The organism is Cryobacterium sp. TMT1-19 (genome assembly GCF_004403055.1).
GTDB classification, from domain to species: Bacteria; Actinomycetota; Actinomycetes; order Actinomycetales; family Microbacteriaceae; genus Cryobacterium; species Cryobacterium sandaracinum.
The window spans coordinates 39,841-66,362 of the sequence record NZ_SOHB01000009.1 but is presented as its reverse complement, the minus strand read 5'-3'; the positions used below and the strand labels follow the sequence as shown (position 1 = coordinate 66,362).

General features: G+C 67.9%; 29 protein-coding genes and 1 pseudogene. 14 read left to right on the top strand and 16 right to left on the bottom strand.

The features are described from left to right. Positions 1-18: 18 nt before the first annotated feature. The 3 genes from E3T40_RS02125 to E3T40_RS02115 all read left to right on the top strand — a co-directional run bounded on the left by E3T40_RS02125 (position 19) and on the right by E3T40_RS02115 (position 1,341). Entirely contained in the window at positions 19-198 is a 180-nt protein-coding gene (locus E3T40_RS02125) for a hypothetical protein (RefSeq protein ID WP_134542553.1), read from the top strand. A 61-nt stretch (positions 199-259) separates the two neighbouring features. Beyond that, on the top strand, positions 260-571 hold the full coding sequence (locus E3T40_RS02120; protein ID WP_233194097.1) for a rhodanese-like domain-containing protein: 312 nt from the start codon (positions 260-262) through the stop codon (positions 569-571). Continuing rightward, positions 568-1,341, top strand: a complete 774-nt coding sequence (locus E3T40_RS02115) for a sulfite exporter TauE/SafE family protein (RefSeq protein ID WP_104194665.1) — start codon at positions 568-570, stop codon at positions 1,339-1,341. The genes E3T40_RS02120 and E3T40_RS02115 overlap by 4 nt, the downstream gene beginning before the upstream one ends. On the opposite strand, the gene E3T40_RS02110 is transcribed toward E3T40_RS02115, so the two are convergent. Next, positions 1,338-1,619, bottom strand: a complete 282-nt coding sequence (locus tag E3T40_RS02110; protein ID WP_104194664.1) for a metal-sensitive transcriptional regulator — start codon at positions 1,617-1,619, stop codon at positions 1,338-1,340. The two genes, E3T40_RS02115 and E3T40_RS02110, sit on opposite strands and share 4 nt — an antisense overlap. Before the next feature lie 60 nt (positions 1,620-1,679). On the opposite strand from E3T40_RS02110, the gene E3T40_RS02105 reads away from it, so the two are divergent. Further along, positions 1,680-2,180: a hypothetical protein gene (locus tag E3T40_RS02105; protein WP_134542552.1), complete on the top strand. Its 501-nt coding sequence runs from the start codon at positions 1,680-1,682 to the stop codon at positions 2,178-2,180. A gap of 218 nt (positions 2,181-2,398) precedes the next feature. On the opposite strand, the gene E3T40_RS02100 is transcribed toward E3T40_RS02105, so the two are convergent. Together E3T40_RS02100 and E3T40_RS02095 are read right to left on the bottom strand one after the other, a co-directional pair. Beyond that, entirely contained in the window at positions 2,399-2,800 is a 402-nt protein-coding gene (locus E3T40_RS02100; RefSeq protein ID WP_134542551.1) for a VOC family protein, read from the bottom strand. 122 nt (positions 2,801-2,922) lie between these two features. Beyond that, the gene (locus E3T40_RS02095) at positions 2,923-4,734 is read right to left on the bottom strand and encodes a DEAD/DEAH box helicase (protein WP_104171154.1); all 1,812 of its coding nucleotides are present in this window, start codon (positions 4,732-4,734) and stop codon (positions 2,923-2,925) included. Positions 4,735-4,789: 55 nt separating this feature from the next. Here E3T40_RS02095 and E3T40_RS02090 point away from each other — a divergent pair, with 55 nt between their 5' ends. Beyond that, the gene (locus tag E3T40_RS02090; RefSeq protein WP_134542550.1) at positions 4,790-6,478 is read left to right on the top strand and encodes a long-chain-fatty-acid--CoA ligase; all 1,689 of its coding nucleotides are present in this window, start codon (positions 4,790-4,792) and stop codon (positions 6,476-6,478) included. 6 nt (positions 6,479-6,484) lie between these two features. Here E3T40_RS02090 and E3T40_RS02085 read toward each other — a convergent pair whose 3' ends face one another. Further along, the gene (locus tag E3T40_RS02085; RefSeq protein ID WP_104171152.1) at positions 6,485-6,982 is read right to left on the bottom strand and encodes a DNA alkylation repair protein; all 498 of its coding nucleotides are present in this window, start codon (positions 6,980-6,982) and stop codon (positions 6,485-6,487) included. Positions 6,983-7,040: 58 nt separating this feature from the next. Here E3T40_RS02085 and heR point away from each other — a divergent pair, with 58 nt between their 5' ends. After that, positions 7,041-7,826, top strand: coding sequence for a heliorhodopsin HeR (heR, locus tag E3T40_RS02080; protein ID WP_104194661.1), 786 nt, complete (start codon positions 7,041-7,043; stop codon positions 7,824-7,826). Here the strand turns inward: heR and E3T40_RS16190 are convergent. Then, entirely contained in the window at positions 7,823-7,960 is a 138-nt protein-coding gene (locus E3T40_RS16190; protein WP_158250276.1) for a hypothetical protein, read from the bottom strand. The genes heR and E3T40_RS16190 overlap by 4 nt on opposite strands. 141 nt (positions 7,961-8,101) lie before the next feature. Next, positions 8,102-9,055 (bottom strand): FAD-dependent oxidoreductase, encoded by a 954-nt coding sequence (locus tag E3T40_RS02075; protein WP_134542549.1) that lies wholly within the window; start codon positions 9,053-9,055, stop codon positions 8,102-8,104. 155 nt (positions 9,056-9,210) lie between these two features. Here E3T40_RS02075 and E3T40_RS02070 point away from each other — a divergent pair, with 155 nt between their 5' ends. Then, positions 9,211-10,053, top strand: a complete 843-nt coding sequence (locus tag E3T40_RS02070) for an NAD(P)-dependent oxidoreductase (protein ID WP_104171148.1) — start codon at positions 9,211-9,213, stop codon at positions 10,051-10,053. Between the two features lie 185 nt (positions 10,054-10,238). On the opposite strand, the gene E3T40_RS02065 is transcribed toward E3T40_RS02070, so the two are convergent. Both E3T40_RS02065 and E3T40_RS02055 read right to left on the bottom strand, forming a co-directional pair. Next, entirely contained in the window at positions 10,239-10,724 is a 486-nt protein-coding gene (locus E3T40_RS02065; protein ID WP_134542548.1) for a hypothetical protein, read from the bottom strand. 552 nt (positions 10,725-11,276) lie between these two features. After that, positions 11,277-11,909, bottom strand: coding sequence for a histidine phosphatase family protein (locus tag E3T40_RS02055; protein ID WP_134542546.1), 633 nt, complete (start codon positions 11,907-11,909; stop codon positions 11,277-11,279). A gap of 116 nt (positions 11,910-12,025) precedes the next feature. Between E3T40_RS02055 and E3T40_RS02050 the strand changes: the two genes are divergently transcribed. Continuing rightward, positions 12,026-12,352 (top strand): antibiotic biosynthesis monooxygenase, encoded by a 327-nt coding sequence (locus E3T40_RS02050; RefSeq protein ID WP_104194657.1) that lies wholly within the window; start codon positions 12,026-12,028, stop codon positions 12,350-12,352. Between the two features lie 195 nt (positions 12,353-12,547). Then, positions 12,548-13,560: pseudogene (locus tag E3T40_RS02045) on the top strand (vitamin B12 dependent-methionine synthase activation domain-containing protein); the annotation flags it as partial. On the opposite strand, the gene E3T40_RS16845 reads toward E3T40_RS02045, so the two are convergent. Genes E3T40_RS16845 through E3T40_RS02035 form a run of 3 tightly spaced genes read right to left on the bottom strand, consistent with a single transcriptional unit; the run spans position 13,448 to position 16,904 of the window. Continuing rightward, positions 13,448-14,386 carry an ECF transporter S component gene (locus tag E3T40_RS16845; RefSeq protein ID WP_241981642.1) on the bottom strand — a complete coding sequence of 313 codons (939 nt, stop codon included), beginning with the start codon at positions 14,384-14,386 and terminating at the stop codon, positions 13,448-13,450. The pseudogene E3T40_RS02045 and the gene E3T40_RS16845 sit on opposite strands and share 113 nt — an antisense overlap. Then, positions 14,383-16,368, bottom strand: coding sequence for an ATP-binding cassette domain-containing protein (locus E3T40_RS02040; protein WP_241981641.1), 1,986 nt, complete (start codon positions 16,366-16,368; stop codon positions 14,383-14,385). Before E3T40_RS02040 ends, E3T40_RS16845 begins: the two co-directional genes overlap by 4 nt. Next, on the bottom strand, positions 16,368-16,904 hold the full coding sequence (locus tag E3T40_RS02035) for a hypothetical protein (RefSeq protein ID WP_104171145.1): 537 nt from the start codon (positions 16,902-16,904) through the stop codon (positions 16,368-16,370). Before E3T40_RS02035 ends, E3T40_RS02040 begins: the two co-directional genes overlap by 1 nt. A 173-nt stretch (positions 16,905-17,077) precedes the next feature. Here E3T40_RS02035 and E3T40_RS02030 point away from each other — a divergent pair, with 173 nt between their 5' ends. Next, complete coding sequence (locus E3T40_RS02030; RefSeq protein WP_241981640.1) at positions 17,078-18,319, top strand: alkaline phosphatase PhoX; 1,242 nt, start codon at positions 17,078-17,080, stop codon at positions 18,317-18,319. Positions 18,320-18,337: 18 nt separating this feature from the next. Here E3T40_RS02030 and E3T40_RS02025 read toward each other — a convergent pair whose 3' ends face one another. Together E3T40_RS02025 and E3T40_RS02020 are read right to left on the bottom strand one after the other, a co-directional pair. Then, positions 18,338-18,523, bottom strand: coding sequence for a hypothetical protein (locus E3T40_RS02025; protein WP_134542545.1), 186 nt, complete (start codon positions 18,521-18,523; stop codon positions 18,338-18,340). Between the two features lie 49 nt (positions 18,524-18,572). Then, complete coding sequence (locus tag E3T40_RS02020) at positions 18,573-19,040, bottom strand: Lrp/AsnC family transcriptional regulator (RefSeq protein ID WP_104171144.1); 468 nt, start codon at positions 19,038-19,040, stop codon at positions 18,573-18,575. Between the two features lie 119 nt (positions 19,041-19,159). Between E3T40_RS02020 and E3T40_RS02015 the strand changes: the two genes are divergently transcribed. Together E3T40_RS02015 and ctlX are read left to right on the top strand one after the other, a co-directional pair. After that, positions 19,160-20,197: an ornithine cyclodeaminase gene (locus tag E3T40_RS02015; protein WP_174843629.1), complete on the top strand. Its 1,038-nt coding sequence runs from the start codon at positions 19,160-19,162 to the stop codon at positions 20,195-20,197. A 5-nt stretch (positions 20,198-20,202) separates the two neighbouring features. Further along, positions 20,203-21,153 (top strand): citrulline utilization hydrolase CtlX, encoded by a 951-nt coding sequence (gene ctlX / locus E3T40_RS02010; RefSeq protein WP_198411907.1) that lies wholly within the window; start codon positions 20,203-20,205, stop codon positions 21,151-21,153. An 18-nt stretch (positions 21,154-21,171) separates the two neighbouring features. Here the strand turns inward: ctlX and E3T40_RS02005 are convergent, their stop codons facing one another. The 3 genes from E3T40_RS02005 to E3T40_RS01995 are packed head-to-tail and all read right to left on the bottom strand — an operon-like array spanning position 21,172 to position 23,673. After that, on the bottom strand, positions 21,172-21,399 hold the full coding sequence (locus E3T40_RS02005; RefSeq protein ID WP_104194655.1) for a hypothetical protein: 228 nt from the start codon (positions 21,397-21,399) through the stop codon (positions 21,172-21,174). Positions 21,400-21,405: 6 nt separating this feature from the next. Further along, positions 21,406-22,845 (bottom strand): glycosyltransferase family 2 protein, encoded by a 1,440-nt coding sequence (locus tag E3T40_RS02000; RefSeq protein WP_104194654.1) that lies wholly within the window; start codon positions 22,843-22,845, stop codon positions 21,406-21,408. Positions 22,846-22,854: 9 nt separating this feature from the next. Continuing rightward, a complete protein-coding gene (locus E3T40_RS01995) occupies positions 22,855-23,673 on the bottom strand; it encodes an alpha/beta fold hydrolase (protein WP_241981639.1) in 819 nt (272 codons plus the stop codon). Positions 23,674-24,054: 381 nt separating this feature from the next. Here E3T40_RS01995 and E3T40_RS17390 point away from each other — a divergent pair, with 381 nt between their 5' ends. Both E3T40_RS17390 and E3T40_RS01985 read left to right on the top strand, forming a co-directional pair. After that, complete coding sequence (locus tag E3T40_RS17390; protein WP_304999543.1) at positions 24,055-24,942, top strand: transglycosylase SLT domain-containing protein; 888 nt, start codon at positions 24,055-24,057, stop codon at positions 24,940-24,942. A gap of 79 nt (positions 24,943-25,021) precedes the next feature. After that, positions 25,022-26,503 carry an HNH endonuclease signature motif containing protein gene (locus E3T40_RS01985; RefSeq protein ID WP_134542542.1) on the top strand — a complete coding sequence of 494 codons (1,482 nt, stop codon included), beginning with the start codon at positions 25,022-25,024 and terminating at the stop codon, positions 26,501-26,503. The last annotated feature ends 19 nt before the right edge of the window (positions 26,504-26,522 follow it).

Here is a 26,522-nt window from a genome sequence, read left to right as displayed (position 1 = left end):
GAAGCGCAGTCCCGGCTCGTGGACCGATCCTGGAAGATGCTGCCGATCGGTGTGCTCTTCGGTTCTGGCCTCGGCACTGTCGTCTCGATCAGTCTCTCCGTTTTCGCCCGGGTGCTCACGCCGGGCCTGTCCTGGAACGCGGCCCTGGTGCTCCCCATCGTCTTCTGGGAGCGGTCCTGTTCGGCGTCTTCGCGCTGACCGGACTCCTCCTGGTTCTGTGTGCTCGATTCCGCCCCAATCTGTCCCTGGAAAGGCACTCATGATGGAACTCACCCCGCAGCAGGTCTTCAGCCGCCAGGCCGAGGCGCAGATCGTCGATGTTCGGGAAACCCCCGAGCTTCTCGACGGCATGATCGCCGGAGCCCGGCACATTCCGCTCAGCACGATTCCGGAGAACACCGCCGCTCTGGACCCGAAGCGACCCGTGATCCTGGTCTGTCGCAGCGGGAGTCGCAGCGCCAGCGCCGCCGACTACCTCGCTGCCGCCGGATTCGACACGATCAATATGATGGGCGGCATGCTCGAGTGGACCGCTGAGCGGCTGCCCACGGTTCTGCCTCAGCGCCCGTGATCATCGCGGCCCTCGTCCTCGGGCTCATCGTCGGGGCGCTGCTGGGCCTGGTCGGCGGGGGCGGGTCGATCCTCGCCGTGCCGGCCTTGGTCTACGGGGTCGGGCTGCCGTTGGAGGAGGCGATCCCCACCTCCCTGATCGTGGTCGGAGCGGCCTCCGCCGTCGCCGTGCTCCCGCGGCTGCGTCGTGGCGTCAACTGGCGGTTGGCCACCATCGTCGGGTCGGCCGGGGTGGCGACCGCCTACCTGGGCACCATGGTCAACCGGCTGCTCGACCCGGGAGTTCTGCTGCTGATTTTCGCCGTGATCATGGTCATCGCCGGCATCCGCATGTTCATGCCGACCCGACCTGGCGGCGGCCCCTGTGCTCTCCCCGGTGGGAAAACCAGGTGGTGCAGCTGCCTGCCCCGCGCGCTCGCCACCGGCGCGGTGGTCGGTTTCCTGACCGGGCTGCTCGGCGTCGGTGGAGGCTTCCTCATCGTGCCCGCGCTCACCCTCGTGCTCGGCCTGCCCATGAGCGTGACCGTGGGAACCTCGCTGGTCATCATCGTCATCAACTCGATGGCCGGGTTCACCGCGCACCTCGGTGACGTGCAGATCGACTGGGCCGTGACCGGCGCGTTCGCCGTGACGGCCATGGCTGCGTCGCTGATCGCCGGCCGGCTCGCCCGCGGACTTTCCGACACGGTGCTGAAACGCGGATTCGCCGTTCTGGTTCTGATCGTCGCGGTCTATGTGGCCGTGCAGGCCGTGGTGGCGCTTGTCAACTAGGACAGCGCCAGGAACAGCTTCTCGAGTTCCTCCACGCGGAGGGGCTTCTTGTCAACGGTGTCGCCCTGGTCGGTGAGACACTCCTTCATCGCGGAGGTGATGATCGTGAAGCCGGCGCGGTCGATGGCGCTGGAGACGGCGGCGAGCTGGGTGACGACCGCCCGGCAGTCGGCGCCTGATTCGACGGCGGCGATCACCGCGGCGAGTTGCCCCTGGGCGCGCTTGAGCCGGTTCATGGTCTTGCGCAGATCATCTGGCTTTGTCGGGTCTGACTTCATGTGTATAAAATACCCCATGGGGTATCAACCCTCAATGACAATCGAGGAATCAGCCACACCATGAGAATCTCGGGAACGTTCACCGAACTCCGCATCTGGCCTCGCCGAAGACGGATGGTCGCAGCCGGCATCGCGGCGGCGACGTTAACCGCGCTGACACTCGCCTCGGGCTCCGTTGCCGTGGCCGGCGGATCACTGATGTTCCCCGGTGCCGTCTGGGCCTATGCGGTCACGGTCGTCGGGGCCGGGCTGATCGGCCTGGTCGTCGCCAGCTTTTTCGATGCCCCGATCGGCGGGGAAGCCACCCGGTGTGACGTGCGCTGGCCCGTGCTCGGCCTGATCGCGGTCTATCTCACCACCGAACTGCGGGAGGCTGTGCCACTTATCGCCGCCGCCGTTCGCCCGGTCGTCGCCGTCGCCGCGATCGCGCTGCTGGCATGGGCGCTGCTCAAGCGTCTGGGCATCGAGCACCGTGCCGTCGACGATCGGAGTGAAAACGGTGAGGACGGCGAGGTCTGCACGACCTGCAAGCCGCTGTTCCCGGCGACGCGGAGCCGCTGACGCCGTCAGGGCGCCAGAGGGTCGAGCCGACCGGCAACCACAGGAAGTCAAACCCCCAACAGTCGTACCGACGCTCCACTGCCCGGAAGACCGTGGTGCTCAGGAGGTCACGTTCCTGCGCGCTGAGACTGCCGAGTTCCGGTCTGCTCCCGACGAAGGTCTCCAACGGCCGATGATGTTTTGGCTGGTCTCCCCGTTCCAGATCACCGGGTACACCGCTACATGGATTTCGCAACTACGGCCAGCACGTTGGCGGCCGGGTCCGTGAACCAGGCGATTTGGGCCCGGTCCTCCTCGTCGCGCATGATGCCCTTCTCGTCGTTGCGCGGCATGTCGGCCAGATCCGCATCGCCGTAGATCTTCGTGGTCACGCCGCGGGCATTGAGCTCGTCGACCGTCTTCTCGACGTCGTCGGTCATGAAGTTGAGCACGGTGAAGGACGCCGGCACATGATCGGGCTTGACGTAAATGAACAGCTGCGCGCCGTTGCCGAGCCGAACCTCGAGGTTGCCCATCATGCCCTCCGTGACGGAGAGACCGAGGGTCTCGCCGTAGAAGCGCTTCGCCTTGTCGATGTCGTCAACGGAGAACGAACTGAAGGCCTCGGAACTGGTGAACATGTCAGTCTCCTTCGTCAGGAACCATGTGGTTCGCCGACGACGATTGCACTCTGCACCAGAGTTGGATAGCCCCCGGCAGGGTAGCGGATCGCGGATACCCCGTGCCCTGCCGAGGCAGGTGCCTAGTAGCTGCGCGGCTGGCGCGGCGGGCGCTCGGTGCGGCCCTCGCGACGGACCGGTCCGCCGCCGTCGGCACGGATTTCGATGAGCTTGCCGCTGATGCGGGTGTTCTCCAGTCGGCCCAGCACGTCGCCCGGCATGTCGGCCGGCAGCTCGACGAGCGAGTATTCCGGGTTGATCTGGATGTGACCGAAGTCTTCGCGGCTCAGGCCACCCTCGTTGGCGAGAGCGCCGACGATCTGGCGCGGTTCCACCTTGTGGCGCTTGCCGACCTCGATGCGGTACGAGGCCATCGCGCGGTTGTTGTCGCGGGGGCGGCGTTCCACCCGCTCCACGCGTTCGCCGCGCTCTGCGCGTTCGTCACGGCGGTCGCCGCGACCGGCGTCGGCGCGGGCGCGCTCTGCCCGGTCGCCGCGGTCGGCACGCTCGGGCCGCTGCGCGCGGGCATCCGCCTGGGTGAGCAGCAGGGGAGTCTCTCCCTGGGCGACGACCGCCAGGGCCGCCGCGACATCCGCTTCGGGCACGTCGTGATGTGCGACGTAGTGACCGATGATGTCGCGGAAGGCGCCGATCCGTTCGGACTGGCCGAGGGCCTCGGTGATGGCGTCGTCGAAGCGTGCCAGGCGGGTGACATTGACGTCTTCGAAGCTGGGCAGCTGCATCTGCGTCAACGGCTGGCGGGTCGCCCGCTCGATGGCGTTGAGCAGGTGTCGCTCGCGCGGCGTGACAAAGCTGATCGCTGCGCCGCTGCGGCCGGCGCGGCCGGTGCGGCCGATGCGGTGCACGTACGACTCGGTGTCGATCGGGATGTCGTAGTTGACGACGTGGCTGATGCGGTCGACGTCGAGGCCGCGCGCGGCGACATCCGTTGCGACCAGGATGTCCAGCTTGCCGGACTTGAGCTGGTTGACGGTGCGCTCGCGCTGCACTTGGGCCACATCGCCGTTGATGGCAGCGGCGGAGTAGCCGCGCGCGCGCAGCTTCTCGGCGAGCAGTTCGGTCTCGTTCTTGGTGCGGGTGAAGACGATCATGCCTTCGAAGTTCTCCACTTCGAGGATGCGGGTGAGCGCGTCGACCTTCTGCGGGTACGACACCATCAGGTAGCGCTGGGTCGTGTTCGCGGAGGTCGTGGTCTTGTTCTTGATCGTGATCTCTTCGGGGTCGTTCAGGTACTTCTTCGAAATCCGCCTGATCTGCGGCGGCATGGTCGCCGAGAACAGGGCGACCTGCTTGTCGTTCGGGGTGTCGGCGAGGATCGTCTCGACGTCCTCGGCGAAGCCCATCTTGAGCATCTCATCGGCCTCGTCGAGCACCAGGTACTTCAGCTGCGACAGGTCGAGCGTGCCCTTTTCGAGGTGGTCCATGATGCGGCCGGGCGTACCGACGACGATGTGCACCCCACGGCGCAGCGCGGAGAGCTGCACGCCATAGCCCTGGCCGCCGTAGACGGGGAGCACGTGCACGCCGCGCATATGACCGGCGTACTTCTCGAATGCCTCACAGACCTGTAAGGCAAGCTCACGGGTCGGGGAGAGCACGAGTGCCTGCGGGGTCTTCTGCGCCAGGTCGAGGCGCGAAAGAATCGGCAGCGCGAACGCGGCGGTCTTGCCGGTTCCGGTCTGGGCGAGGCCGACGACGTCGCGCCCGGCGAGAAGCGGGGGGATGGTGGCGGCCTGGATGGCGGAGGGAGTTTCGTACCCGACGTCCTTGAGCGCCTTGAGCATCGCATCATTGAGCCCGAGGTCGGCGAAGGTTTTCGCGTCGCGGGCAGTATCTGCCTCGCTCTGCGTGGGGGTCGTGTCAGGGGTGTGCATACTACAACGGTAATCCATCGGAGAGTGCGCCCCGTTCGTGCGGGAGGATAAGACCATGTCGACAACGCAGCAGCAACCCTGGGTAAAGAACTATCAGCCGGGCGTCCCGGCCGAGATCGAGCTCCCCACGGAGTCGCTCGTCGCGATGCTCGAGCGGTCCGTGGCCGAGGCCGGTGACCACCCCGCACTCGAGTTCTTCGGGCGCCGCACGACGTACACCGAACTCGGCGACCAGGTCGACCGGGTTGCGGAGGGTCTGCGGCACCTCGGGGTGCGAGCGGGAGACCGGGTGGCCCTGATCCTGCCGAACTGCCCCCAGCACGTCGTCGCCTTCTACGCGGTGCTGCGCCTGGGCGCCGTGGTGGTCGAGCACAACCCGCTGTACACCTCGCGGGAGCTCCGCCACCAGTTCGAGGACCACCAGGCGCGCATCGTGATCGCCTGGGACAAATCCGTGGCCTCCGTTCGCGCCTTCCCGCGCGACATCGAGATCGACCACATCGTGTCCGTGAACCTGCTCCTGGCGTTCCCGACCCTCAAGCGCCTCGCCCTGCACCTGCCGGTGAAGAAATTACGCGAATCCCGCGAGGCCCTCACGATTGCCGCGCCGGGCACGATCCCGTGGAAGGAACTGCTCAGCCATGTCCCGATCGATCCCGGGCATCCGCGCCCGTCGGTCGACGACCTCGCGGCCCTCCAGTACACCTCGGGCACCACGGGCCAGCCCAAGGGCGCCATGCTCACCCACTTCAACCTGTACTCCAACGCCCTGCAGGGCGAGGCATGGATGCACGGGGCCGAGTACCGCAAGGAGGTCTTCTACGCGATCCTGCCGATGTTCCACGCGTTCGGCATGACCCTCTACCTGACCTACGGCATCCGTAAGCAAGGTCTGCTCGTCTTGTTCCCCAAGTTCGACCCCAACTTGATTCTCGACGCCATGAAGAAGTCGCCCGCCACGGTGTATTGCGCGGTGCCGCCGATCTACGAGCGCACGGCCGTGGTGGCGAAGGAGCGCGGAATCTCGCTGCGCTCCTGCCAGTACTGCATCTCGGGTGCGATGAACCTGCCCGACCATGTCGTGGAAATGTGGGAATCGGTGTCGGGCGGGCTGCTGGTGGAGGGCTATGGCATGACGGAGACGTCGCCGGTGGCCCTCGGCAACCCGTTCCACCCCACCCGCCGGCCCGGCACGGTCGGCGTGCCCTTTCCCTCCACGCTGATGAAGGTAGTCGACCTGGACGACCCCACCATGGAGGTAGTGCAGGGTCGGCCCGGCGAGCTGCTCCTGAAGGGCCCCCAGGTTTTCCAGGGCTACTGGAACAACCCCGAGGAGACCGCGAAGGCCCTCCTCCCCGGCGGCTGGATGCGCACGGGGGACATCGTGACCGTCGACGCAGACGGCTTCACCACGATCGTGGACCGCGCCAAGGAACTCGTCATCACCGGCGGCTTCAACGTCTCGCCCTCGGAGGTCGAGGCGGTGCTGCGACTGCACACGGATGTCGTCGACGCGGCCGTCGTCGGCAAGGCTCTCGAACGCGGCGGGGAAATGGTCGTCGCGGCAGTCGAGCTGAAGCCCGGAGTGCCGCTCGATGAGGATGCACTGCGGGAGCACTGCCGCGAGCACCTCGCCGCCTACAAGATCCCGCGCCGGATCGTCACGATCGAGGACATGCCCCGCTCGATGCTCGGCAAGATCCTGCGCAAGCAGGTGCGCGAGCAGGTTCTGCCGGGGCTCTGAGACTGATCAGAGGTGCTGCTCGAGCCGACGCCTCGTGAGCAGGGAGGCCCGGCGCAACCACGGATCGCCGTCGCCGGCCCAGCGATCGAGCACCCCGTCTGCCCGGGCCCGGCCCGGCGCATCCAACCGCTCCACCAGTGGACCCACCACGTCGACGGCGAGCGGGTCGACCAACTCGCGCAGGCGGGCACTTCGCACAAATTTCTCGATCCGGCTCAGGTCGGAGTTGTCCAGCACCCGCACATTCGATTGCAGCAGCACGACGGCCGCGAGACGGCGCTCGAACACCGGCACCGCCCACAGCTCGGAACTCAGTGCTGTGATGTCGTCCTGCGTCAGGCCGGGATACCGGCGGCCGGCGTCCCGGATCGTGCCGCGCACCGCGCCGACCGAGGCACCGTAGAACCGCAGGTCGCTGCCCAGCCGCTCCTTCTCCGCCGCCGCCCGGTACGGATCCCCCTCGGCTTGCAGCGTCGCGTCTACGAAGCTGCCGGCGTCACTCACCCCTTCATTCTCGCGTTTCCGGAGGCTGCCGGCGCACCCTGGCCGTTACGCTGAGTGCATGACGACGGCATCGGAGAACACCGTGACGGATGCCCGATCCACCCGCCTGCGCAGCGTCAACCTCGCCGCCGCACTCCTCCTGATCGCACAGGCCGTTCTGGTCTCCGTGGTCGTCCTGGCCCAGAGCGCCCCGGTGCTGCTGCCGGTCACGGCCGGCTTCCCCGGCGGGCCGGTGGGTTCCCAGGCCGAAGCGCAGGTCATCGACCTGGCCGCCGTGAACCTCGGGGTGGCCGTCGTCATCCTGCTCGCCTTCTCCGCGCTCCTACGCCTCGCCGCCGGGACCCCGACGTTCGCCGGCAGCTACCGGCGCGGCCTGGCCGCCGCGCGCAATCCGCTGCGCTGGGTCGAGTACTCGCAGGTCTCCGCGATCACGGTGTTCCTCATCGCCCAGTTCAACGGCGTCACGGAGGTCGGCACGCTGGTGGCGCTCTACGCCATCACGGCGGGTGCCACGCTGTTCCTCGCACTGCAGGAGCGTGAACCGGCCGGCGGCTCGCTCCGGCCCTTCGTCTTCGGAGCCATGGTCGGCATCGTGCCGTGGGGCATCATCGCCTTCTACCAGGTCGGCGCCGGGGTTCTCCGTGACGTGCCCGAACTCTTCGTGCGCACCGTCACCCTCTCGCTGCTCGCGGTGGCGGCCTTGGTCTGGACCAACGCCTGGCTCGGCCGACGAGCCCACGGCGCATGGGCGCATCCGCACCGAGTGGAGATCGTGCAGATCACCCTCGTCACGCTCGGCACCACGCTGCTGGCCGCGCACGTGGTGTGGGGCGTGCTGCTCTAGGCGAGGTTCGACACCGTCAGGTGCGGGGCCGACTCCAGCAGGGCCTGCTCGAACCCGGCCAGTGCCTCGGCGGGGAGCGACCAGGCCTGCTTCGGGCATCCGTCACCGGGTCTGCCACCCGCATCCGTCGTCACGTTATTACGGAGATTTTTGGAAAACGCCGGTCTTGGCGCCTGAGCGGCGTGTCGCGAAAATCTCCGAAGTTAGCGACGGCGCGCCGGGTCTCGACGAGCTCGACCACCGGAAGTCGAGCTCGAACGCTGGGCTCAGGCGGGCTAGGCGAGCGCGCGGGCCACGTCCAGTCCGGAGCGCACGGCCCGAGAGATGCCCGACGGATGCCCGTGCAGCCGCCCGAAACCGTCTCCCGCCACGAAGATGCCGGGCTGGTCCGCGCTGCGGAAGAACGTGGCATCCGACCCCGAATCTGCAGGCACCACAGCATTCGCATACCGCCAGCGCTTCAGCGCTGAGTCCAGAACGCGCACGCCGGGCAGCAGCCGGATCAGCTCGGCCAGCAGCTCCGCCTGCGAAAATGTGGCGTCCGCGTCCCAGGTCGCCTCGCTCCAGAGCGGGCTCGCAATGACCTCGAGCCACACCTGTCCGGCATCGTCCCGGTGCCTGACTCTAATCGTCTCGATGACTCCGTCGGGAGCGGACCGGCCCACGACGTCATTCACGACGTCGTCGGCGCCGTCGACGATGCACAGCAGAACAGCCCGCCTGTCGTAGGCAGCCTCGAGCAGGCCGGGCGCGACAGCGATCCCGCTGCCGCGCAGCATCTGCAGGTTCTGTGGAACCGGCGCTGTGAGAACCACCGCCCGGCCCCCGAACGGTTCCCCCGAGCCGCGCGGCACGACGTGGATGAGACCGGAATCCTGCACGGCGAAGTGGGTGACGAAGAAGCGCCGGAGCGTCGTGCCGCCCGCCCACCGCTTGGCAATATCGCCCGCGGGCTCGTCGAACATCCACTTCGCGTAGCCCTCGGTGTCGGGCACGAACCGGGCTCCCGTTCGGCGGGTGATCTCGCGGGTGACCTCGGCGTCGTGACTGTGAACCGTGTCGACGGACGGGTTCAACAGCCGGCCGCCGAGCGGGCGGCTCGCGAGCCGCCCGCCCGGCCGCGATCCCTTGTCGAGGAGGAGGACCGCACGACCGCGCTCCTGCAGGTTCCGGGCGATGGTCAGACCGCAGACGCCCGCACCGACCACGATGACGTCCCACGTTTCCATGTCTGGAGGCTAGTGCACGCGCAGTGCACGCGCAGTGCACGCACAGCGCGCCCACCGTGCAGTCGTACGCTTGTTCGTGTCGTCCTAGCTGCCGAGACCCGGCACGGATGCCTCAGCGCCGCATCCGCAGCACCGCTCACACAAAGGAGTCCCGCATGAAGATCGTTGTCACTGGTGGAAGCGGAAAGCTCGGCCGGACCGTCGTGACGTACCTCGTCGCCGAGGGCCACGAGGTACTGAACCTCGACCGCGACGGTGCCCGCAGCCACGATCTGGTGGTCGTGGACCTCACAGACTACGGCCAGGTCGTCGACGCGGTCCTCGGTGTCGATGACCGGCATAGCGGGTTCGACGCCATCGTGCACCTGGGCGCGATCCCGGCTCCCGGCCTGGTTCCCGACGTGGCCACGTTCCACAACAACATCCTCTCCACCTACAACGTGTTCCAGGCGGCCCGGCGGGCGGGCGTCAAGAAGCTGGTCTACGCGTCCAGCGAGACTGTGCTCGGTCTCCCGTTCGACATCGACCCGCCCTACATTCCCGTGGACGAGGAGTACCCGGCCCGGCCCGAGAGCACCTACTCGCTGGTGAAGCACCTCGAGGAGCAGCTGGCGATCCAGCTCACCCGCTGGGATCCCGAACTCAGCATCACGGCTCTGCGCTTCTCCAACGTGAAGGACCCGGAGGACTACGCGGCCTTCCCCGCCTTCGACGCCGACGCCACCCTGCGCAAGTGGAACCTGTGGGGCTACATCGACGGCCGTGATGGCGCCCAGGCCGTGCTGCGGGCATTGCAGAACGCGAAGCCGGGCTTCGAGGCGTTCATCATCGCCGCCGCCGACACGGTGATGAGCCGGCCCAACGCCGAGCTGGCCGCCGAGGTCTTCCCCGGCGTCGAACTCCGGGAGGTCGGCGAGAACGACACCTTGCTCTCCATCGACAAGGCTCGACGGATGCTCGGCTACGCACCGCAGCACAGCTGGCGCGACCACGTGTAGTCGTTTCAGCCGATGAAACAACGGATGCCCCCACCCGGCCGGGCAGGGGCATCCGTCTTTTCGGTGCTGAGTGGCTTGCGGCTAGTTGGTGGCCGCCACGAACGCCCGGGAGAACGACCACTGCGGGTTGCTCACCCAGGAGCACATGTACGCGGCGATCCCGCTGGTGCACGGCTGGTCCCGGGTCATTTCCCACCAGCGAGGTAGTTCAGCGCGTTCGCCTTGGCGAACTTGCCGACCTTGGTCGTGTCGGTGAGCGAGAAGACCTCTCCCGTGTCGTTCAGCCCGATCATCGGCGTGATGCCGCGACGCGCGTTGGCGGACGGGTCGGAGACGTCGGAGCCTTCGATGTCGAAGTCGATCCGGTCCACGTTGTAGCGGTCGACAACCTTCGTGTAGGCGGAGAGCAGGGCTGCGGGGTCGGTGCAGACCCAGGCGAGTTCGTTGTTGACGGCCCCGCCGAACGAGACGACGAACTTCCCGCCGCCGCTCTGGAACTTCGAGATGGACCCGACGAAGTCCTGGGTTCCACCCACGGTGTAGGCGGTGTAACCGGCCCAGGTCGGGCTGCAGTTGCTGGCGCGGTCGGCCACGATGAACGCGCCGGTGACGGCCGTGACTCCCGGCGCCGCGGCGAATGCGGAGAGGTCAGCACTCGGCCACAGGCCCATGTCCACATACGGGGCGACGAGGAGGCTGCCCGCCGGTATGGAGGCGGGTGTGGGAGTCGCGGTGGGTGTCGGAGTCGGTGTCGGTGTCGGCGTGGCTGGCGCAGTGGGAGTGGGAGTGGGCGTGGGCGTCGGAGTTGGAGTGGGCGTCGTCGACCCGGCGCCATTGACAGAACACGGAATCGACGCGGCCCCGGCCGGGAGGATGGATCTTTCACTCGGTGTCCTCATGGTTTTTCGTGAATGCCGTTGAGCGGCCAGGCCGTCAGATGTCAGCGGTAGCTGAGCTTCGGCTGAGCTTCGGTGTGCACTAGCGGCAGCTGCGACCCCCTGGTTAAAGGACATGTCAGCATTTTCGCAGGCCCGGAGTAGGGCCGTTTCAGCAGCGTCTTGTCCCGAACGAATTCGACGGAGATTCTGCCCAAATCGCCCCAAAACAGCCCGAAAACCGGCCTTTTCCTTAAAATCTCCGTCGAATTGGTTCGGCCCTCCGGGCGCGACACAACTGCGCGACACAACTGCGCGACACAACCAATCGCGGAGGACTCAGCGCACCTAGAGCGCCAGCAGCTGCGGTCCGCCCGGTGAGCCCACGCTGAGGCCGGCGCACGACACGAGGGTCCAACCGTCTTCGGGAGAGCCGGACAACTCGACCACCCCCCTGTTCTCGAGGTCAGTCGTGCCCGCGAACAGGGGCGACACATTGCTGGCGCGGGCCGCGGTCCACACGCGGATCGCCACGCCGTGGCTGAACACCGCCGCCGTGTCGGCACCGGAGGCGGCAGAAGCGATATCGGCGTCGAACCGGGAGAAGAAGCTGTTCCCGTCCAGGCCTTCGGGCATCCTGGCTGTCAGGTCCCCGGTGACCCAGGTCAGCACGGTTTCAAAATAGGTGCGAATGGATGCCCGGTCGCTGAGTCCCTCGAGCGCGCCCGCTTCGATCTCGTGCAGCCCGGTGGCCACCTGAACGTCGAGCTGCAACGCGGTCGCCAGCGGCTCGGCCGTGAGCCGGGTGCGTACGAGCGTCGACGCGAAGATGGCGTCGATGGACTCGAGGCGCAGGGCATCCGGAATCACTGAGGCCTGCCGGGAACCGAGCTCGGTCAGGCCGGGACCGGGGTGAGCGGTGTCGAGCTGGCCGAGCACATTCGCGGGCGTCTGGCCGTGGCGGATCAGAAAGAGTCGCATTATTCCCCAACATAGGCATCGGGCCTGGCGAGAGCCCGCAGGGTGAGGTCGTCGTCGCCGCCGAGGGTGACAGCATGGGGGGAGTAAACAGTGCATCCACGAGAGGGAGAAACCCCATGACGATCATCAAAATCAACGCCATCACGGTGCCCGGCGACAACGGCGACGAGCTGGCCCGCCGGTTTGCCGCCCGAGCCGGTGCGGTCGACGACCGACCGGGTTTCGAGGGTTTCGAACTACTCAAGCCGACGGATGATCGCAGCACCTGGCTGGTCGTCACCCGCTGGGCCGACGAGGAGTCCTTCCAGGCCTGGCTGACCTCGCCGTCTTTCGCGCAGGGTCACCGCGGCGACGCCCCGACGGAGGGCGAAGCACCGGCCCGGCCCATGGGCATCAGCAGTGAGCTGTGGTCCTACGAGATCGCCGGCGGCTCGCCGGCCTGACGCAGTCGCGTCCCCTGCGGTGCCCGAGGCCACGGTGCGTAACACGGAGCTGCGCGGCGGGCGGCCCGGTTAAGCTGGGCCGATGAGCGAACCCCGTGCACACGACGCCCTGCACACCGACGCCGTGCGACCGATGCGGGCCCAGACTCTGCTGGATGCGTTGGCCGTCCGAGTCGTCATCGCCGACGGCGCCATGGGCACCATGCTGGAAGACGGGCCTACGTCGAGGAGGACCTTGCCGAATTGTCCGACGGCACGGTGCGCTACGCGCGGGATGCCTTCGAGGGCTTGGCGTTGATGGAGCCGGACGCCATGCCGGCCCGCTCCGATGTGGTCGCCGACAACCTCGTGCCCGTTCCGCCGTTCTGGGGCACCCGCATCGTCAAGGGGATCGCGCTGGCCGAGTACTCCGCGTTCCTCGACGAGCGGGCCACGTTCATGGGGCAGTGGGGTCTGAAGCCCAGCCGCGGTGACGACGGCAAGAGCTACCAGCATCTGGTGAACACCGAGGGCCGACCCCGGCTGCGCTAGTGGCTCGACCGCATCCTCGCCGAGGGCATGCTCGACGCCTCCGTCGCCTACGGCTACTTCCCGGCCTCCAGCGAGGGCAACGACCTCGTCGTGCTGCACCACGGCGACGACCCGTCGGGCGTGCTGGGGGTCGCCGGCCTGCTCGCCCCCGACGGCGGCTCCGGCGGCACCGTGGGTTCCGAACGCCTGCGATTCGTTTTCCCCCGGCAGCGGCGCGACCGGCACCTGTGCCTCGCGGACTTCGTTCGCCCACGCGATCCGGCCAGACGGATGTCGTCGCCCTCCAACTGGTCACGGCCGGAGCGAACGTCGGCACGGTCACGGCGAAGCTTTTCGCCGAGAACAGATACCGCGACTACATGGAGCTCAACGGGCTGACCATGCAGCTCACCGAGGCGCTGGCCGAATACTGGCACTCCCGGGTGCGGGAGGAGCTCGGCCCGGGTGCCGAAGACCCGGTCGAACTGGCCGGCATGTTCAAGCTCGAGTACCGCGGCGCCCGGTTCTCGCTGGGCTACCCGGCCTGTCCCGAGATGGAGGACCGCCGCACGGTCGTCGAACTGCTCAGGCCCGAGCGGATGGGTGTGGTGCTGTCGGAGGAGCTGCAGCTGCACCCGGAGCAGTCGACGGATGCGTTCGTGTTCCACCACCCGGAAGCGAAGTACTTCTCGGTGTAGCCGGTGTAGCCGGTGTAGCCGGTTCGGCCTGGGGTGGTCGGGCGGCCCTGCCTGGCCGGCCCAGCTTCGCTCGGCGGAGAGCGGCCAGTGCGGCCGGGCCTACCAGCACGATCCCGACCGTGGTGGTGATGGCGCGCACGGTGTCCCAGGTGAGGGTCGACGTCACGAGCGTGTACAGGGCGAAGGAGGCGAGGTTCTCGCCGAGCGTGGCATCGGCCGCATAGGAGATGTCGGTGCCCGAGCCGACTGCGAACGGCCAGAACCAGAGGTTCATCACCAGTCCGAAGAGGTAGGACGCCACGATGCCGTAGGCCACGAGCATCGCGATCTCGAGGCGGGCTGCGCCGATATGTGCGGAACGGATGCGCGGCAGCAGCGCCGCCCCGGCTCCCACCCAGCCGCAGGCGAACATCTGGAACGGGGTCCACGGGCCGAACCCACCCCACAGGGCCGAGGACACCGCGATGGTGAGCAGGCCGAGCAGGAACCCGAAGCGGGCCCCGTAGGCGCGACCGGCCAGGATCAGCAGGATGAACACGGCCTCGACGCCGCCGACGCCGGTGCCCGCGATGCGCACGGCGGCGCCGACCGCGGAGAGCACCCCCAGCAGGGCCACGGTCTTGGCCGTGTACATCTCCCCGTCGAGGGTGAGAGCGAGGGCCACGATTAGGGCCGGCACGAGCGCGAAGGCCACGACCGGCGCGGCCGACTGGGCGTTCTCCGGCAGCGCCGAGGCGAAGAACGGCCAGGCGAAGCCGGCGGCGGCGAGGATACTGCCGCCGCCGAGCACCCAGGCGGTCCAGCCCGTCGAGCCGGTGCGCCTCATGACCGCACCGGTTCCGGTTCGGTGAGCAGGCCGGCGGCCATGATGACCGTCTTCGTCGCCAGGGACCGGGCGAAGTCGCGGTCGTGGGTGGCGAACAGGACCGCCGACGTGTCACTCGAGGCGCGCACTAGCGCGGCGGCGACAAGCGCCCGGGCCTGTGGATCGAGGCCGCGCGTCGGTTCGTCCACCAGCAGCACCCGCGGCTCGGCGGCCAGCTGGATGGCCATAACGAGGCAGAGGCGTTCGCCGGCCGAGAGGTCCCGCGGATGCCGCCGCATCAGGTGCGCCGCCTCCGCCACGGTGCCAAGCCCGAGCAGGTTCGCGAACCGGAGCGCGGTTCCGATCCCGGTTCCCTTCCCGGCCGGGGGCTTCAGCCGGCGGTCGGCCCGGCGGCACTCCTTAGCCACCGTGACGGCGAAGAGCAGATCGTCGAAATTCTCCGGCACCAGGGCCACGGCCGTGCGGCGGTATCGGGGGCGCAGCTGCGCCACGTCCCGTCCGGCCACGAGCACGCTGCCTCGCGTCGCCGAAAGGGCGATCGCGCGCAGCAGGCTGCTCTTGCCCGCGCCGTTCCGACCCTCGAGCGCCACCAGGTCGCCCGCGTAGAGGTCCAGCGACACATCGTCGACCGCCCGCTCGCTCCCGTGCAGAACCGTGAGGTGACGGATACTCGCGAGCGGCCCCGCAGGCCCGGTGGCGGGGGTGGTCAGGGTGCTCTGACCCTGCTGTGCCGCCTGCTCCGCCGCGACCAGCGCACTCGGCCGCTCGCCCGGGCCGAGCGCATGCACGCGCGCACCGCGGAGCTCGAGCCAGGTATCCGCCGACTTCGACCACTCCCGGGTGTTGTGCTCGGCGACCACGACGCAGACCTGGGCCTCGTGGGCCAGGCGGTCGAGCACCTGCACCACGCGCTCCCGGGCCGGGGTGTCGAGATCGGCCAGAGGTTCGTCCGCGAGCAGCAGGATCGGCTGGTTGACCAGGGCGGCGCCGATGGCGACGAGACTGGCCTCGCCCGCCGAGAGCTCCGAGGTACCGCGGCCGAGCAGATGCTCGATCCCCAGCCGCTCGGCCACCTCGCGCACCCGCTGCTCCACGAGGACCGGTGCGATGCCGCGCACCGCGAGGGCGAAGCCGATCTCGTCCGCCACGGTTTCGGCCACGAAGGAGAGCCGCACGTTCTGGGTGACAAGTCCGACGAAGCCGGCCGTTTCGCGCGGGGGAGTGGCGGCGCGGTCGGCGCCGCCCACCTCGATCGAGCCGTGCTGGGTGCCTTCGGCGAAGTGCTGGAAGAGACCGCTCATGCTGTGCAGCAGGCTGGTCTTTCCCGATCCGGTCGAACCGGCGATCACGGTCAACGTGCCGGGAGCGAGGTCGAGGGTGAGTCCCTCGAGGTGCCAGCGCTCACCCTCGAAGCCGAGTGCGGCATCCGTCATCACGACCGGCTTCTCACACTCGCCGGCTGCCGCCCGCGTGGCGGCGAACCCGCGGGACTCCATGGACGCAGCCAGGCCGAGCGCCCGTTCCACGGTCTGCTCGAAGACCGGCACCAGCAGGGCCGGTGCCGACCGTTCGCCGCGCAACGCACTGGCCGTGCGCACCCGGCGCACCGCGTCGATCAGTGCCGGGAACGTCGCCCAGGCGATCACGAGCGACCGCGACAGGGCGCGCAGCGGGCCCCGGTTAGCGCCGCGGGCGAAGAAGCGGCGCACATCGACGAGCGCGTTGAGTACACCGAACCCGAGGATCACCAGAGCGAAGGGCAGCGCGCTCAGGGCGGCATTGCCGAGGCCTCCGGTCGTGACGGGCCCGAACAACGCGATGTGGTTGAACGGCCCATCGAGCGGCAGGCGCGGGAGGTCGAGCAGCAACAGGCCGCCGTCGGATGCCCCGCTGAAGGCCACCCGGTAGAGCACCCGGATGCCCACGAACGCTCCGGCGAGCAGCGCCGCCGAGCGCAGGGGGGGAAACCGGAAGCGCAGCATTAGCTTCCGGGGGTGGGCGTCTCGGTGCCGGTCGTGAAGATGAGGCCGACGGACTGGCCCGGTTCCAGCTCGAGGCTGCCGAGGCCCTCCTGGGCGTACTCCCACTCCGCGTCGGCGGTGGGCTTGACCCAGAGCGCCCAGTAAGCGGCAGCGGCGGGCATGGTCGCGCAGGTTTCGGTGAACGGGGTTTCGCCGGCCACCTTGATGGTTTCGTCGGCGGCCGGGCGGCCGCCCACCCGGCAGACCACCTGGTCGCCCCACTCCACGGTGCCCTCGGTTTCCACACCGGCGGTCGCCAGGACCGTGCTGGCCGTGATCGTCTCGGCGGTGGCGGTGTCGACGCAGTCCGTGATCTCGGGGGCGTCGAGCGCGCCGAAGTCGACGACGACGCTCACGCCGGCACAGCCCCCGTCGGCCGGAGCGGCGGTGGCGGTGGCGGTGGCGGGGGTGGTGTCGGTCTCGGGCGCGCCGGTGGTGCATCCGCTCAAGGCCAGTGCCCCCACCAGGGTCAGGGTGGCCAGTGCTGTCAGCTTCATGTGCTCCAGAATACCCAGCGGCGGGTGAAGTCTGGTTCCTGTCACGCGCTGAGACGGGGGCACCGAGTGTTCACCGGGCCGACACCGGCTGGAGACCGGGAGACCTCCGGGCGTCAGCATGAGGCTCATAGATTGGGTGGCGTTGTACCTACCCCCTATGAAGGAGTCGCGCCTTGCGCAAAAAGATCGCTGTCTTTGCCCTCACCGCCACCGCCACTGCCACCGCAGTCGTCGGCATCGCCCCTGCCGCGCTCGCCGCGACCGGCCCGTTCGATTTCGTGCCTCTCGCCGGTTCCGCCTACGGCATGGGCAGCACCGACTGGACCCAGCCGTACCTGCTACCGGAGGGCTTCACCCAGACCCTCGTGCACGACGAAACCGTGCTCGACGTCTACCCCGGCGTCGACGACCTGCATGACATGAACACCCAGAACGAGACCGGTGCCCAGGCCGGCCGCTTCCTCTACAACACCTACGAGGTCGGCTCGAACGGCGCCGTCTCTGTGACCGACCTGAAGACCGGTGCGGTCAGCGTCATCGCGCAGCGCGCGGACTGGAACCGTCTCGACGGCATCCGCTGGACCCCCTGGGGCAGCCTCCTCGTCACGGAAGAGACCACCGGCGGCAAGGTCTTCGAACTGTTCTTCGCGAAGAACGACCCGACCACGGTCGAGCGTATCGAGGAGCGCACCGAGCTCGGAGCGCAACGTCACGAGGGCATCGACGTCACGGCCGACGGCTCCGTCATCGTCATCGACGAACTCAACGGCGGCTCAATCTTCAAGTTCGTGCCGACCGTTCGCGGCGACCTCTCCCAGGGCCAGCTGCACGCCCTCAAGATCACCGGGCTGACGGATGCCGCGCAAAAGTGGAACCAGACCACCTTCACCGAGAAGGTCGGCGCCTTCGAATGGGTGGCCCTCGACCAGGCGCAGGTGCGCGTCGACGCGGATGCCGCGGCCAACGCGGTGAGCGCCACCGAATTCGGTCGCCCGGAAGACGTCGAGATCATCGGCCAGACCCTTTACGTGGCCAACACTTCCGAGGAGCGTGTGGTCGCGATCGACCTGTCGAAGCTCACCGTCAGCAGCTTCGTCGAGGCCGGCGTGAACGTGCCGGTCGAGGACAAGGCCGCCGGGGTCAGCGGGTTCAACAACCCGGACAACCTTGCCGAGGGCCCCGACGGCGCCCTCTGGATCACGGAAGACAACAGCTTCAGCGACATCTTCCGGGCCGAAAAGGACCGAGACCACGACGGAGCGTCCGACAGCGTCGAGCTCTTCGCTTCGCTGACGGATGAAGGCGCCGAGACCACCGGGATCTACTTCGGCAAGAACCCGAAGGAGCTGTTCGCTACGGTGCAGCACCCCGACAAGAACCTCGCCGACGGCATCTGGAAGATCACGCGCGACTAGCCGCACCCCGGAGGCAGGCTACTGCAGCGCCGAGGTCAGCCGCGCGAGGCCGTCGAGCACGGTCTTGCTGCGGGGCTCATTGTTCCAGTCCGACAGCGTCAGCCCCCGGCTCACCTTCCGGTGGCCCGCCTCCACCTCCCGCATCCGGTCGACGAACGTGCGCCCACGCACCATCAGGGAGGTCTCGAAGTGCCGCGTCGTCAAGAAGCCGGCATGAATGTAGCGCGGGTGAGGCGCGGAGGTGCGGGCAGCCTCAGTTCTGCGACAACCCGCGGGCGCCCGGCAGTTCCTCGCTCGACACCGAGCTGAGCAACAGGCTGGTCTCGCTGTTGAGCACGCCCTCGATCGAGCGCACCTGCCCGAGCAGCCGGTCGAAGTCGGCCAGGGTGTCGGTGCGCAGCTCGGCGACGAGGTCCCAACCGCCGTTGGTCGAGTGCAGGGCCTTCACCTCCGGAAAGCCGCGAAGGGCGTGGATCACCTTCGTGATCGCGCGCCCCTCCACTTCGATCAGGGTGATGGCCCGAATCGAGTTCGGGTCGCGGTCCTCCCTGATCCGCACGCCGAAACCCACGACGGTTCCCGAATCGGTCAGCCTCTTGAGCCTGCTGTTGACCGTGGACCGGGTGACACCGAGGTCGCGGGCGAGGCTGGCCACGGGCTCGCGGCCATTCACGCGGAGGGCGGAGAGCAGGCGGCGGTCGAGGTCATCGAGGGGATACATTGCACATAGTGTATGTATGCAGAGCGCACAATGCATAGTCATCTGGACAGAATGCGGCAATAATCGAATGGCGGCTGCACATCGCCCATGCATATGGTTGTAAACCTGAACGAGGGGAGATGCACGTGGTGCGCTTTGTAGACGTAGGAAACATCAACCGCTGGGCCGCCGCGACGGGTGTGGAACGCATCCTCACCGACATGGTCGAGTACCTCGAACGGGACTTCCGCCGCTGGCCTACCTTCGACAAGGCGCCGCGCGTGGCCAGCCACTCACCGCTCGGCGTGATCGAACTCATGCCCACGAGCGACGGCGTCACCTACGGCTTCAAGTACGTCAACGGTCATCCGTCGAACCCGTCGCGGGGCCTGCAGACCGTCACCGCGTTCGGCGTCCTCGCCGACGTGCAGAGCGGCTACCCCACCTTCTGGTCCGAGATGACCGTGCTCACGGCCTTCCGCACCGCCGCGACCTCGGCCATGGTCGCTCGCGCGCTGGCCCGCCCCGACGCCCACACCATGGCCATGATCGGCACGGGCACCCAGTCGGAGTTCCAGGCGCTCGCCTTCCGCGGGCTCCTCGGCATCAACCGGCTCCGCGTCTGGGACACCGATCCCGATGCCATCGCCAAATTCGTGCGCAACCTGGCTCCGCTCGGTTTCGAGATCATGGTCGCCACCGGGGCGACGGATGCCGTGACCGGCGCCGACATCATCACGACCTGCACCGCGGACAAGGCGAATGCCACCGTACTCACCGACGCCATGGTCGGCCCCGGCGTGCACATCAACGCCATCGGCGGCGACTGCCCGGGCAAGACGGAGCTCGACGCGGGCATCCTGCACCGGGCCGACGTCTTCGTGGAATTCACCGCGCAGACCCGTATCGAGGGCGAAATCCAGCAGATGCACCCCGAATTCCCGGTCACCGAGATCTGGCAGGTGCTCCTCGGCGAGGCCGCCGGCCGCACCTCGGCAGAGCAGATCACGGTCTTCGACTCCGTGGGCTTCGCCATCGAGGACTTCTCGGCGCTCCGCTTCCTGCAGGATGCCGTCGACCAGACCTCGTTCTACACCGACATCGACCTCGTCGCCGACCCCGATGACCCGAAAGACCTCTTCGGTCTGGTCACCGCGGGCGCGCCCGTTCTCGTCTGACCCCGGTGTCCGTGCAGGCCCCGTCGGCCGTGGTGCTCATCCGGCCACATTTCTTCTCGCCGAACCCCGAGACGGCCCATGACAACGCTTTCCAGTCACGGGACGCCGGGCACGACGCCGCCCTGGTGGCCGAGGCCGCCTACGCCGAGGTGACCCAGGTAGCAGGCACCCTGGAGGCGCAGGGCATCGCGGTGCACCTGTTCGATGACGACGGGCCGGGCCGCCCCGACAGCGTGTTCCCCAACAACTGGATCTCGACCCACGCCGGGGGTCACGTGGCGCTCTATCCGATGCACGCGCCGAACCGGCGCACCGAGCGCCGGGGTGACATCGTCGAGATGCTCAAGCAGTGCTACCGCGTGCAGGATGTCGTCGACTACTCCGGTCTCGAACTCGACGACGTCTTCCTCGAGGGAACCGGCGCCATGGTTCTCGACCATGCGGCGCGCATCGCCTATGTGGCCCGGTCGCGGCGGGCCGACCCGATCGCGCTCGAACGATTCTGCACCAACTTCGGCTACGAGCCCATCGTCTTCGACGCGTCTGACGAGAACGGCACGCCGATCTACCACACCAACGTCATGATGTGCATCGCCACGGACTTCGCCCTGGTCGGTCTCGACCTGATCGAGTCGCCGGCCCGGCGCAGCCACGTCGTGGAGCGCCTGGCGGCGCAGGATCGGCAGGTGCTCACCCTCGACCGCGATCAGATCCGCAACTACGCCGGCAACGCGATCGAACTGCACGGCCGGAACGGACGAATGCTGGCGCTCTCCCGCCGCGCCCTCGGCAGTCTGACTGCCGAGCAGCGCCGGATCATCGAGCAGAGCTGCACGATCCTGCCGCTTGACGTGCCCACGATCGAACTCGCCGGCGGCTCAGTGCGGTGCATGCTCGCCGGGATCCACCTCGACCGTCGTGCTGCGTTCACCAGTCAGGCGGCCGCGGCCGCCTGAGGGCTCAGGCGTTCGACGCTAGAGGCGTTCGTCCGGATGGATACTCCTGGTTGTAGCCCGGCGGTTGCGTCCGCGAAACCAATCCGTGGGGTGTACCTTCGGGAGGATCTTCGCGACCGCGAGTGCGGCGAACATGACCGTATTGATGGCGACGAACGCCGCAAGGATGGCGAATTCGTCCGATTGAAGCACCGTTGACGGAAGGAGGATTCCGACCGGAACCAGGGCGTGGAGAGCATCGACCATGATGGATCAGGCCACCCTTCGCGGTTCGTCGTTGGGTGCGGAGTGGATGACATGGCCCCACTGTGCCTGCCGGCCCAAGGTGATGTCGATGATCCCCTTGACGTAGACGAGGTCTAGGAACACATCGAAGATCAGCTCGGGGAAAAGCGTGAGCGCCAGCAGGCGTGCCCGTAGACCGCCCCCCCAGACCGACACGACACGTTCGGCGATGAATACGAGACCGAGGCCCAGCCAGAAAGGAAACCAGACCCACGAATCGATCGCCAGAAGCGTCACAAGCACGAGCAGCAGGAACGCGCTGAGCGCGATGACGCTGTAGCCCAGGCCCAACTGCTGAGCCCAGTACCGGAAGGTGGAGGGTGAGACGCCGTATGCCCCGATGTTCTCCAACGCGCCCCGTTGCCAGCGCAGGCGTTGCACCCACAGAGTGCGAACGGTTGGCATTACCTCGGTGACCACCGTGCACTCCGAGGGAGAGATGATGAGCGCGCCCAGCGACTTCAGGGCAATGGTGAGCTCGTTGTCTTCCGTGAGCGCAGCCGTGTCATAGACATCCCCGCTGGCACCGGGAATCGTGTCGCCGCGACTTTCAGCCACCGTACGCAAGGCGACGGGCCGGAATAGCGAAGCGGTGCCCGTGAGCACGAAGACGTGGCCCCGGCGACGGCGAATGTCACGGGAGTACCGAATGTACTCGTTGCGCTGGAACTGACCGAGAAGCCCGGAACCTTCCTCTCCGTAGAACAACCCACCGACCGCCATCAGCGCACGATCGCTGGTGAAGCGACCAACGGCGGCTTCCAGGAAGCCGTCGTCGAGACGTGTGTCGGCATCCAGGACCATGATGAGGTCGTTGTCGCCCTGGCCCGGTAGGAGCACCTTCAGGATTTGATTGAGCGCCCCGGCTTTCTTGAATGTGTTCCGGCGAGATTCGAAGATTTCCACCCCCAGCGATCGGGCAATGTCGACGGTCCCGTCGGTGCAGTTATCCGCCACGACCACGACGCGTTCCGGGCGGTGCGACTGGGCGAGCAGCGATGACAGTGTCGCGAAGATCGATGCCTCTTCGTTGTGCGCGGGCACCAGAACGGTTACGGTCACGGCGCCGGCGAAGACTCCGCGCGTTCTTGCCATCACGATTCCCGCCGAGAGGGGAGTGGTGCGCTGGTTCAAAGACCGACGGGCCTTGCTCGACGTTCCTCGTTCGAGCATTGCAATTCCTGCGGCGAAGAGGAAAGCCAGAGCAACGGCGCCGAGGATGATCCGCGGCGTCGGTGCCGCCAAGTCATAAAACACCCGCCACATCCCGAGCAGCAGCCCTTGGGAGGGCATTTCGCCCGCCGTCGGCGTTCCGGCGGCGACGACAAACCAGAGGAGGGTCGCTGCACCTCCAGCCACAAGCCCGATGACGACGCCGACGCCGCGATCGAAAGTCTTTGCCCCCATGAGCGCAGATTAGCAGAGTAGGGGGACCTCGACTCTCCCGCTGCTGCTGCTCCCGCTCCGGAAGAACTCGATCGCCGCCTCCCGGAACGCGCGTGACGTCGGGGCGTTGAAGTGATTGCGCCCGGGGATCTCGAAAAATCCTCCGCTCGGCGTGGCCGCGGCGAGTACCTTGGAGGCCTTGAGGATGCTGTCTTTGGTCCCGGTGGCGAAGAGCACGGGCTGAGTCGGCGCGTTGTCGGCGCCGGGTTGGGGGCCGCCGCGCATTCCCTCGACGAGGGCCACGAGGGCTTTGAGGTCGTTGCCGGGCAGCGCGCGGGCCATGGTCAGGTAGGCGCCGGTAAGGCGGTCGGCGACCTCGGTGCCGTGCTCGATATGAGCGCGGGCATCCGTGACCTTGAAGCGTCTGAGGGGGTCGCCGTCGGGTATGCCGCCGAGCACGGCCCGCGAGATGCGTCCCTCCAGTTCGCGGGCGGCCTGCCAGCCCACGCGGGCGCCGAGGGAGTATCCCGCGTAGGCGACCTCGTCGAGCAGGTAGGCGTCGAGTACTTGCAACACGTCGTCGACCAACGCCTCCATCGTGTAGTCGGCGGGGGAGCGGGGCTTGTCGCTCAGGCCGTGCCCGCGCTGGTCGATCGCGATCAGGTGGAAGCCGGCGCGGATGAGATCGCGCGTCCAGCCGGTGACGTGCCAATTGGCGACGGCGCTGGAGGCGAAGCCGTGCACGGCGAGCACGGTGGGGGCGCTCGAATCTCCGAATTCGTAGGTGGCCAGGTTGACTCCATCGGCCGAATAGACGAAGCGGTGCGGTGGGGCGGTGCGTTGTGACATCACGGACCATTGCATCACGATCATCCGGATTTCGGCCCACCAGGTCGACTTTTGGGCAATCCCGCCACCCTGCTTTGCCAGTGCTTTGCCAGCTAAAAATGAGGATATGTCCAGAAATTCCGGGCAGTCTTGAAGGTTCGCCCGGCCGGGACTCCGACCGTGGAACGTCGAAAAAGAACCGTGAGCGCAGCCGCGCGCGCGATTCGCCCAGTGAAAGTTATGCCAAACTCAGACTCGTCTTCCCCTTTGTCCGACCTTTTCCCCAGTTCAAACCCTGAATCAGACGCCATTCCGGTCCGTGCGGCAGCCGCGATCGGCAGCGACGTCGGACTCACCCGCCATCAGGAAACGCGTCGCCGGCGTGGACGAAGCCGCCTACTCGTGGCCGGCGCCGTCATCGCCGTCGGCGCCATCGTGGGCAGTGGATTCTCCGCCCAGTCTGCGTCGCAGGCTGCCGCGGACGAGCAAAAGAAACGCATCATTGCCACCGCAGCTCTGGCAGCCGCCACCGGCCCTCATCCCGAGCAGGCAGGCAGTCTCGACGGAGTCGTCCCGGCCCACGCCTCCGCGAGCGCCCGCGCCACCCTTGCCGGTGCCACCGGCGTGATCGCGGCGGCCCAGGGCAAGACGGATGTCTCGGCCCTCTCGAGCGCCGTCGCCTCGCTCAGCGAGTACACGCTTCTGGCCCCCGAGCGAGTTTTCGATCTTGTGGAGCAGGTCACCGCCGAAGCCGAGGTCGTGAAGGCCTCGACCGCTGTGGCCGATCGCATCGCCGCGGAGCAGGCCGCGGCTGCGGCAGCGGCTGCTGGTCAGGCTGCCGCAGCTGCTCAGGCTGCCGCGGATGCCCAGGCTGCCGCGGATGCCCAGGCGCAGGCTGCGGCCCAGGCGGCGGCTCCGAAGCCGGCAGCACCCAAGCCGGTCGCTCCCGCCCCGGCACCGCCCCGCCCCGCCGCCCCCACGAACCCCAGCGGAGCCCAGGCGATCGCCCGGGACATGATGGCGTCCAAGTACGGCTGGGGCGCCGACCAGCTCGGATGCCTGGTCAGCCTCTGGAACAAGGAGTCCGGCTGGAACGTCAACGCCTACAACGCCTCGAGCGGTGCCACCGGCATCCCGCAGGCCCTGCCCGGCAGCAAGATGGCCTCGACCGGCGCCGACTGGGCGACCAACCCGGCCACCCAGATCTCCTGGGGTCTGAACTACATCGCGGAGCGCTACGGCGACCCCTGTGGAGCGTGGTACAAGTCGGTGGCCTCGGGCTGGTACTGATGGTCAACATCTTCGAAAAGTAACGTACATTTTCGGCGTATTACTAGAACTGAGATTCCATCAGTGCTAAAATCGGGGTATGGAAAACCTGGCCGATCTCAGCGACATCGAGGACTTTGACATCGAGGACTTCGACATCGAAGAGCTTGACGACGGTGGCGCGCTCGGCGTCGTGACGGCCGAAACGTCCGGTGACGCGGCTTCCCTCGATCGCAGAATGAGCGTCCTGGCCGAGCTGGTCTCCGCGGCCGCGGCCGCCGACCGACTTCTCGCCGCGGCGTCGGCGGCGCGGGCCGAGGCGGTCGACGAGGTGCGGGCCTGGTGCCTGTCCAATGAGCTCGCCGCCGAACGTGATCGCGCCCGCCGGACGGCTCGGGCCGAGGCCGTCGAGCAGGGGCTCACGCCGCCTGCCGACAGCGCGGCCGACTGTGCAGCCGACAGCGCGGCCGACAGCGGTTCGGTGTCGGCCGGCGTGGCCGGTTCCCGGTGGAACGCCCTTGAGATCGCCTACCGCACCGCGATCTCCGAACTCGCCTGTGCGTTGCACATCTCCCAGGCTTCGGCCTCCAATCTGATGGCGCAGAGCGAGGCGCTCACCGGCACGTTCACCGCCAGCCGCAATGCCCTCGCGGCCGGCCAGATTAGTTACGCGCACGTGCGGATCCTGATCGAGCACGCCAATTCTCTTCCGACGGCGGCCCGCGCCGCCTTCGAGGCCGAGATACTGCCCCAGGCGAAACGGCTCACCGTGCCCCAGTTCGACCGCACGGCTCGCCGCCTGCGGGAGAAGTCGCATCCGGAGTCGATCACCGTGCGCCGCACCAAGAGCCAGGCCGACCGCACCCTCGTGTTCGAGCCGGCCGCAGACGGCATGGGGTGGCTGCACAGCTACCAGCAGCTGCCGGTTGCCCAGGCGATTTTCCACCGAGTCAACGACATGGCGGCCAGTCTGCAGGGCCCCGACGAGCACCGCACTCTGGCCCAGCTCCGAGCGGATGCCTTTGCGGCACTGGTGGTCGACGGCGTCACCCCCGCGGGGCTCGGCCGGGGCATCCGCGCCACCGTGAACGTGACGGTGCCGGTGCTCACCCTCCTCGGCCGCAGCGACGAGCCGGGTCACCTTGAGGGGTGCGGGCCGATCGACCCCGAGACGGCCCGGGAACTGGCGGCCGGAGCGCCGAGCTTTACTCGCATCCTGGTCCATCCCGAGACCGGCGTGATGCTGTCGGTCGGCCGACATCAGTACCGGGTGCCGAAGGACCTCCGGCGGCTCCTTGTGATTCGAGACGAAACCTGTCGATTCGCCGGCTGCAACCGACCGGCGGCCCGCGCCGAGATGGACCACAGCCACGAATGGCAAGAAGACGGCATCACTCGGTACGACAACCTCGCCAGCCTCTGTGCGCCCGACCACCGGTTGAAGACCCAAACCAACTGGACGGTGACCCAGTCGCCGGGCGGCGAGCTCCACTGGACTGCGCCCAGCGGTCTCCACTACAGGTCCGATCCGGCAATACCCTTCGAGCCTCCGGGCGCCGTCGACGACCCACCGCCCTTCTAGGGCCGGCGTTCAGGGTCAC